The organism is Streptosporangium sp. G11 (assembly GCF_051192615.1).
Taxonomy (GTDB): domain Bacteria; phylum Actinomycetota; class Actinomycetes; order Streptosporangiales; family Streptosporangiaceae; genus Streptosporangium.
Genome location: NZ_JBPJUQ010000181.1, coordinates 1 through 6,076, shown reverse-complemented (window position 1 = coordinate 6,076; position 6,076 = coordinate 1). Strand labels below are relative to the sequence as shown.

Here is a 6,076-nt window from a genome sequence, read left to right as displayed (position 1 = left end):
CTCATCGACGTGGCCGTGGCCGTGACGCTGTTCTTCGTCGCCCTGGACGGACTGATGGACGCCCAGGCCCAGAACTACCTGCGGTCTCCTCCCCAGCCCTACCTCGGCTGGCACCCCCAGGACAACGGCGGGCTCCTGTCCCTGGCGGCCGCGGCCACGACCCTGCTTGTGATCCTCTGACGGCGCTGGCCGCCTGGGCCATCACGACACTCGGCCAGGTCTACTCCATGGGCCCGGTGCTCCACATTCAGGATTCCGGGCTCACGATCGGCGGCCTCGCCGCCTATCTGCTCTGCCTCTACACCGTGAGCGCCCGCCACGGCTGGACGGTGTCGATCGTCGTGGGGGCGGCGTCGATGGTGTGGACCGCGGCGCATGCCGACGCTGACATCATCCTGCCGCTCCTGGTGCCCTCGGTGGTCGCCGTTGGGCGGTTCGCGTAGGCGCGCCGCCGTACTCTGGCGCGGCTGGAGACCCAGGCCGAGCAGGCTCTGGCCGCGCAGGCGGTGGCGGAGGAGCGGTTGAGGATCGCCCGGGAGTTGCACGACGTGGTGGCCCACCACATGTCGGCGATCGCCATCCAGGCCGAGGCCGTGCGCATCAGACCGACGGCGACGCGGTGCTGCCGGCCGACGTGCGGGCGGTGTCGCTGGAGGCGCTGAGCGACATGCGGCAGATCGTCTGCGCCCTGCGTGAGGCGGCCCCGCCCGGCCTGGAGCGCCTGGCGGAGTTGGTGGAGTCCGCCCGCGCGGCCGGGCTCACGGTCGAGGTGTCGGGGCCGCCGGGCGGGATCGCGGCCGAGACGGGGGCCGCCGCGTACCGGATCGCGCAGGAGGCGCTGAGCAACGCGATGCGGCACGCGCCGGCTCGGCGGTGTCGGTGGAGGTGCGGCGGACGGACGCGGTCCTGCTCGTCCACGTGGCCAACCGGCCGCCCGCCCGTCCCCCGACCTCCGGCGGCGAGGGAGGTCACGGGACTGAAGGGCATGCGGAAGCGCGTCACGCCGCTCGGCGGCACGCTGGAGGTCGGTCCCACACCCGAGGGCGGCTTCGCGATCACCGCCACCCTGCCTGACCGCCGTACCCCCTGAGAGTGACGTGCGAAGACCACTCCATACGGCGACGCGGACGACCAGGCCTGATTCGTAGCTTCAGGTCCCTCATCTACAGAGGGACAGGAGGATCCGATGATCAGGCAACCCATCGCGGCGAGCGTGGTGGTCCTGGGGGCGACGGGAGCGGCGCAGCCCCCGGCGGGCGAACGGCTCGTCAAGGTCTACGGCGATCTCGCCACGGCCGAGCGGGTGGCGATCATCGTGCCCGGCTCGGACACCACAGCCGCCACGTTCGAGAACAGCACCCATCGTCCGGGCGGCGCCGCGCGAGCCCTGCTCGCCGAGGCCCGCCGCCTGGACCCCGGCGCCCGCGTGGCGGTGGTGGCGTGGCTGGGCTACGACAGCCCGGCCACGTGGAGCACCGACGTCCTGACCGAGGGCGCGGCCGGCGACGGCGCGCGGGCCCTGCGGCAGGAGGTCACCGGCCTGCGCGCCCGCACGAGTGCCCCGATCAGCCTGCTGTGCCACAGCTACGGCTCGGTGGTCTGCGCGAAGGCCGCCCCCGGCCTGCCCCTCGCCGACGTGGCGCTCTTCGGCAGCCCCGGCACCACCCGGCCCACCGCCGCCGCTCTGACCTCCGGACCCGCCGACCCTTCCGGACCCGCCGACGCCTCCGGCGGCTTCTGGTCCTCCGGCGGTGAGGCGCCCCGGGTGTGGGCGGGGCGGGGGGACAGCGACTGGGTGTCGTACGTGCCCGATCTGAAGATCGGCCCCTTCGGCTTCGGCGGCGACCCGATGGACCCGGCCTTCGGCGCCCGCCTCTTCGCCACCGGCCCCGGCGGGCACAGCGACTACTTCACCCCCGGCACCGCCTCCCTGCGCAACCTGGCACTCATCACCCTCGGCAGGACGGCGGAGGTGTCGCATGGCTGAGCCGCTCGCGTGCCGGCCGCTGGGCCCGGCACGTGGAGAGGATCGAGCAGGCCACCCCGCCCGACCATGACCACCCGCAGGGCCCGCCGCGTGGCCATGGCCAACCAGAAGGGCGGGGTTGGTAAGACCACGTTCACCTCCGGCCACGCCAGCCGCACCTCGCTGGAAATCCACTCCAAGATCGCGCTCGGACCCGCCCAGGAAACCTACGACGGCGTCATCGACCGGTTCCCCGTGTAGACATCCTCTTACACCCCTATCCACCTGCGGGAAGTCACAGATGGCGGCTGGTGGGGCCAGCCTTACCGACAGGCCTACGCGCGCGATGCCGGGCTCGTCGACGGCGGACCGACAGGCCTTCGGGGAAGATCGGTACGGATTTTGGCGGTAGGCCTGGACGTCCTGATGTTTCAGCAGTTCATGGGCATCGACTGTTGGTCGGGGAAGCCCGACGGAGCGATTGCGCTGCCGAGGCGGGCTTTTGGAACGCCGTAGGTAGCGGCCTCTGCCGCTGATTTCTGCACCGATCCTCCTCGAAGGCCTCTTTCCGCAGCGGGTGGATCGAATCCGTCTCTCGACGACCTGGTCCGGGCAGGCCGCCCCGCCACCGCGCTCGGGCGCCCTGCCCGGCCTCGTTGCCGGTACCCGCTGGATCATCGGGTTCGGCGGATGAGGTAGCGGACGTGGGGTCTCTCCAGCCACTCCTCGTCGAGTTCCCTCGCGGACAAGTGCGAGGCTCGGGAGGGGATCAGCAAGACGACTGTTCTGTCGCAGCGAAGGTTGAGCATTGTCACCGATGATTAGGCGCGCAGGTCAGAGGCTGCGTCGAACGTCCGGACGAAGGAATCGCTACGGCCCCAGGCACATGCGGTGGCCGTGCCGCCACTTCTTACAAGCCAGGCAGTCTGGCAACACCAACATCGTCATCCTCGGCCCCAGCCGGTCCTACGGCTCATGACATCTGTCATGCATCGTCCCGTGCGCACGGAAGGGAAACTCGTGACAGGTGGCACTGACTGGCGAGCATGCGTCCCCCGAGGGTGGAGGCATGAATCTCACCGCAGAACGTTCCCGGCGCCCCGTCCCCCTGAACGTGCCGTACCACCTCGTGCTCGCTGGCGAGAAGCGCCGTATCGGCCGCGGCATCCTCGCGATCGTGCTGCTGTACGTCGGCCTGTTCGGCTGCGGCCTCGCCTTCGCCTGGCTCGGTGATCAGGTCGACCTCCGGCTCGGGCGTGCCAACGACGTCACGGCCGGCACTGAGCTCACGCCGGTCGGGATGGCCGCCACCCTGGCGTCCGTCGCGCTGATGATCCCGTGGAGCATGCTCATCCAGCGCTGGCTGTACGGCGTCCGGGGTAGCTCGCTCCACTCCGTGGCCTCGGTGTTCCGTCCCGCGGTGTTCGGCCGTGCGGTCCTGTTCCTGGTCCCAGTCTGGGCGGTCTACCTGGCGATCTTCTACACCGCCTTGGTGCCGTACCATCCGGGCGAGTGGGCGGTCAGCGACTTGTTGTTCATGTTCGCGGCCACGATCTTGTTCGCGCCGCTGCAGAGCGCGGGCGAGGAGTACGGGTTCCGCGGGTTGCTGTTCCGGGTCGCCGCGAGCTGGGGTCGTGGGCCGCGCACCGCGCTGACGCTCGGCGTCGTCGTCTCCGCCGTCCTGTTCGCCGTGCCCCACCTCGCCACCGACGTCTGGTTCAACGTCTACTACCTCGCGCTCGGCGTGTCGTTCGCGCTCATCACCTGGCGCACGGGCGGCATCGAGACGTCGTCCGTCCTGCACGCGGCCAACAACGTCCTTGTGCTCCTGCTGGTCCTGGCCTTGCAGGCCGATCTGACCACCGGGGCGGGGATGGACCGCTCGGCCGGCATCGGGTCCGCCGTCCTCCTGGTCCCGTGCGCGCTGCTGGCGGTCATCACCGCGGTGGTCTGGTACCGCACCCGGCACTGCGGCCCATCGCTTACCCCTCTGGACGCGCCTGCGAGCGGGGCGTCCACGCCCACAGCCCGGGTGCTGACGGCAGAATGAGGCGCATGGGCGATCGGTCGACGGTCAGCGCACGCCGGTACGAGACGTACGTTCGCTGGACCGTGTACATCACGGCGGTGGCACCGATCATCTCCCTCGTCGGCGGGGTGCTCGCCACCCGCGGGGCCGTCATGGCAGAAGATCTCACGCGGCTCGCCGTCGCCTCCGTGCTGACGACAACTCTCGCCGCCGGGAGCGTCCTGGTCAGCCGGTGGGGCCTCAGCGTCCTCGCCGGGCGTCCCTGGCGGCTCCCCGCCGGCGTCGTCGTCGCGTGGCTGCTCGCCCTCGCGGGGCTCGTCGCGGTCGCCCTCACCGTACCGACGCCGGAGACGAGGTTGACGGCGGTGGCGGCCGTCGGGTCGGTCACCGCGAGCCTGGTGCCGGTGCTCGACGTGCGACGGACGCTGTACCTCAACGCGGCGATCGTCGTCGCGGCCGCCCCGCTCGCCGCCTTCGGCGACCTCTGGCTCCTCGTCCGCGACGTGATGCTGGTCAGCGTGTACCTGTGGAGCTGCTGGTTCGGCACGTGGACGCTGCGGGTGCTGCACGAGCTGCAGCAGGCGCACGAGGACCGGGCCGCCCTCACGCTCGCGAACGAGCGCCTGCGCATCTCGCGCGACGTCCACGACGTGTTCGGCCGCACGCTCACCGCGATCGCGGTCAAGAGCGAGCTCGCCTCCGAGCTCGTCCGCCGCGGCAGCGCAGAGCGCGCGGCCGCGGAGCTCGACGACGTCCGGCAGCTCGCCCAGGAGGCGGAGACCGTGGTCCGGCGCGTCGTGCGCGGCGAGGTCCGGGTGACCTGGGACGGCGAGGTGTCCGGCGCACGCTCGCTGCTGGGCTCCGCGGGCATCCGCTGCACCGTGAGCGGTGATCCCGTTCCGGAGGAGTGCGCGGAGGGGCTCGCATGGGTCGTCCGTGAGGGCATGACGAACGTGCTGCGCCACTCGGCAGCCACGCAGGTCACGCTCGCCACGACAACCGAGGACGGTCAGGTACAGCTCACGATCGCCAACGACGGCGCAGGCCGCGTCCGGTCCGTCGCGGCGCGCGGCACCGCGACGGACGGACCAGGCGCGACGAACCGCGACGGCGGCACCGGGCTGCGCGCGATGTCCGAGCGGATCAGGGAGCTCGGAGGCCACATCGCGACGCGACGCGACGGAGACTGGTTCCTGCTCGACGCCACAGTTCCCCTCCCGGAGAGAGACCGCGCATGACTCGCATCCTTGTCGCCGACGACGAACACCTCGTCCGTGACGCCATCGCCGGGCTGCTCGACCTCCAGGACGACTTCGAGGTCGTTGGGCAGGCGTCGTCCGGCGGGGAAGCGATCGCCACGGCACTCCGGCTGCAGCCCGACGTGGCGCTGCTCGACCTGCAGATGCCCGAGCCCGACGGCATCGAGGTGGCGCGCAGGCTCGCGACCGAGCTGCCCGAGTGCCGCTGCATCGTCGTGACCTCCTACGGCCGCCCTGGCTACCTGAAGGCCGCCCTCGCCGCGGGCGTGCGCGGCTTTCTGCCCAAGACCGTGTCCTCTGCCGGCCTGGCGGAGGTCGTACGGAAGGTAGCGAGCGGCGGCCGGCACGTCGACCCGGAGCTCGCGGCCGAGGCGATCGGTGCCGGCGACTCCCCGCTCACCCCGCGCGAGACCGACGTGCTCGCCCTCGCGCGCGACGGCGCACCCGTCGACGAGATAGCGCGGCGGGTCTCGCTGTCCCGTGGGACTGTGCGGAACTACCTGGCGGCCGCCATCGCCAAGCTCGGCGGCGCGAACCGGCACGAGGCCGCGCGCATCGCCGCCGAGCACGGCTGGATCTGAGCGTGAGGAAGGCGTGGATGAGGCGTCGGGCGGTGTAGGCGCCTGCATACCAGCCGTCGATGTCGCTCTGGCCGCAGGTTCAGAGAACATACCCCTGCGCTGACCTGCGGCTATGCCACTGCAGAAACCGGACAGAGTTGAAGTTCGGAGTGGTCGGCGCTAGTACTGCAACGGCGTTTAGAGGGTGGTGTGGCCGCGTCTTCGGTAGTGGGAGCGTCGAGCTTGGGCTTGTCGTCGGCGG

The 6,076-nt window shown here is 71.3% G+C and carries 9 protein-coding genes; 8 read left to right on the top strand and 1 reads right to left on the bottom strand.

The annotated features are described in order from the left end of the window. On the top strand, nucleotides 1–180 hold a 180-nt coding region (locus ACSDR0_RS49070), incomplete at its 5' end, for a hypothetical protein (protein ID WP_435295865.1). 118 nt (nucleotides 181–298) lie between these two features. On the opposite strand, the gene ACSDR0_RS49065 is transcribed toward ACSDR0_RS49070, so the two are convergent. Next, nucleotides 299–601 carry a hypothetical protein gene (locus tag ACSDR0_RS49065; protein ID WP_435295867.1) on the bottom strand — a complete coding sequence of 101 codons (303 nt, stop codon included), beginning with the start codon at nucleotides 599–601 and terminating at the stop codon, nucleotides 299–301. Here ACSDR0_RS49065 and ACSDR0_RS49060 point away from each other — a divergent pair. The 7 genes from ACSDR0_RS49060 (at nucleotide 549) to ACSDR0_RS49030 (ending at nucleotide 5,835) form a co-directional block, all read left to right on the top strand. Continuing rightward, nucleotides 549–662: a hypothetical protein gene (locus tag ACSDR0_RS49060; protein ID WP_435295866.1), complete on the top strand. Its 114-nt coding sequence runs from the start codon at nucleotides 549–551 to the stop codon at nucleotides 660–662. The two genes, ACSDR0_RS49065 and ACSDR0_RS49060, sit on opposite strands and share 53 nt — an antisense overlap. Continuing rightward, nucleotides 620–1,090 carry a sensor histidine kinase gene (locus ACSDR0_RS49055; RefSeq protein ID WP_435295864.1) on the top strand — a complete coding sequence of 157 codons (471 nt, stop codon included), beginning with the start codon at nucleotides 620–622 and terminating at the stop codon, nucleotides 1,088–1,090. The genes ACSDR0_RS49060 and ACSDR0_RS49055 overlap by 43 nt, the downstream gene beginning before the upstream one ends. A 96-nt stretch (nucleotides 1,091–1,186) precedes the next feature. Then, nucleotides 1,187–1,987, top strand: a complete 801-nt coding sequence (locus ACSDR0_RS49050; protein ID WP_435295863.1) for an alpha/beta hydrolase — start codon at nucleotides 1,187–1,189, stop codon at nucleotides 1,985–1,987. A 66-nt stretch (nucleotides 1,988–2,053) separates the two neighbouring features. Further along, nucleotides 2,054–2,227 (top strand): ParA family protein, encoded by a 174-nt coding sequence (locus ACSDR0_RS49045; RefSeq protein WP_435295862.1) that lies wholly within the window; start codon nucleotides 2,054–2,056, stop codon nucleotides 2,225–2,227. 808 nt (nucleotides 2,228–3,035) lie between these two features. Beyond that, nucleotides 3,036–4,016 (top strand): CPBP family intramembrane glutamic endopeptidase, encoded by a 981-nt coding sequence (locus ACSDR0_RS49040; protein WP_435295861.1) that lies wholly within the window; start codon nucleotides 3,036–3,038, stop codon nucleotides 4,014–4,016. A 5-nt stretch (nucleotides 4,017–4,021) separates the two neighbouring features. Continuing rightward, complete coding sequence (locus ACSDR0_RS49035; RefSeq protein WP_435295860.1) at nucleotides 4,022–5,233, top strand: sensor histidine kinase; 1,212 nt, start codon at nucleotides 4,022–4,024, stop codon at nucleotides 5,231–5,233. Further along, complete coding sequence (locus tag ACSDR0_RS49030; protein WP_435295859.1) at nucleotides 5,230–5,835, top strand: response regulator transcription factor; 606 nt, start codon at nucleotides 5,230–5,232, stop codon at nucleotides 5,833–5,835. Before ACSDR0_RS49035 ends, ACSDR0_RS49030 begins: the two co-directional genes overlap by 4 nt. Nucleotides 5,836–6,076 lie beyond the last annotated feature (241 nt).

Bases quoted from the DNA above. Each gene is read 5' to 3' on its own strand.
- ACSDR0_RS49065 (WP_435295867.1), bottom strand. From the start codon at position 601: ATGCGCACGGCCTCGGCCTGGATGGCGATCGCCGACATGTGGTGGGCC.
- ACSDR0_RS49050 (WP_435295863.1), top strand. From the start codon at position 1,187: ATGATCAGGCAACCCATCGCGGCGAGCGTGGTGGTCCTGGGGGCGACG.
- ACSDR0_RS49045 (WP_435295862.1), top strand. From the start codon at position 2,054: ATGACCACCCGCAGGGCCCGCCGCGTGGCCATGGCCAACCAGAAGGGC.
- ACSDR0_RS49040 (WP_435295861.1), top strand. From the start codon at position 3,036: ATGAATCTCACCGCAGAACGTTCCCGGCGCCCCGTCCCCCTGAACGTG.
- ACSDR0_RS49035 (WP_435295860.1), top strand. From the start codon at position 4,022: ATGGGCGATCGGTCGACGGTCAGCGCACGCCGGTACGAGACGTACGTT.
- ACSDR0_RS49030 (WP_435295859.1), top strand. From the start codon at position 5,230: ATGACTCGCATCCTTGTCGCCGACGACGAACACCTCGTCCGTGACGCC.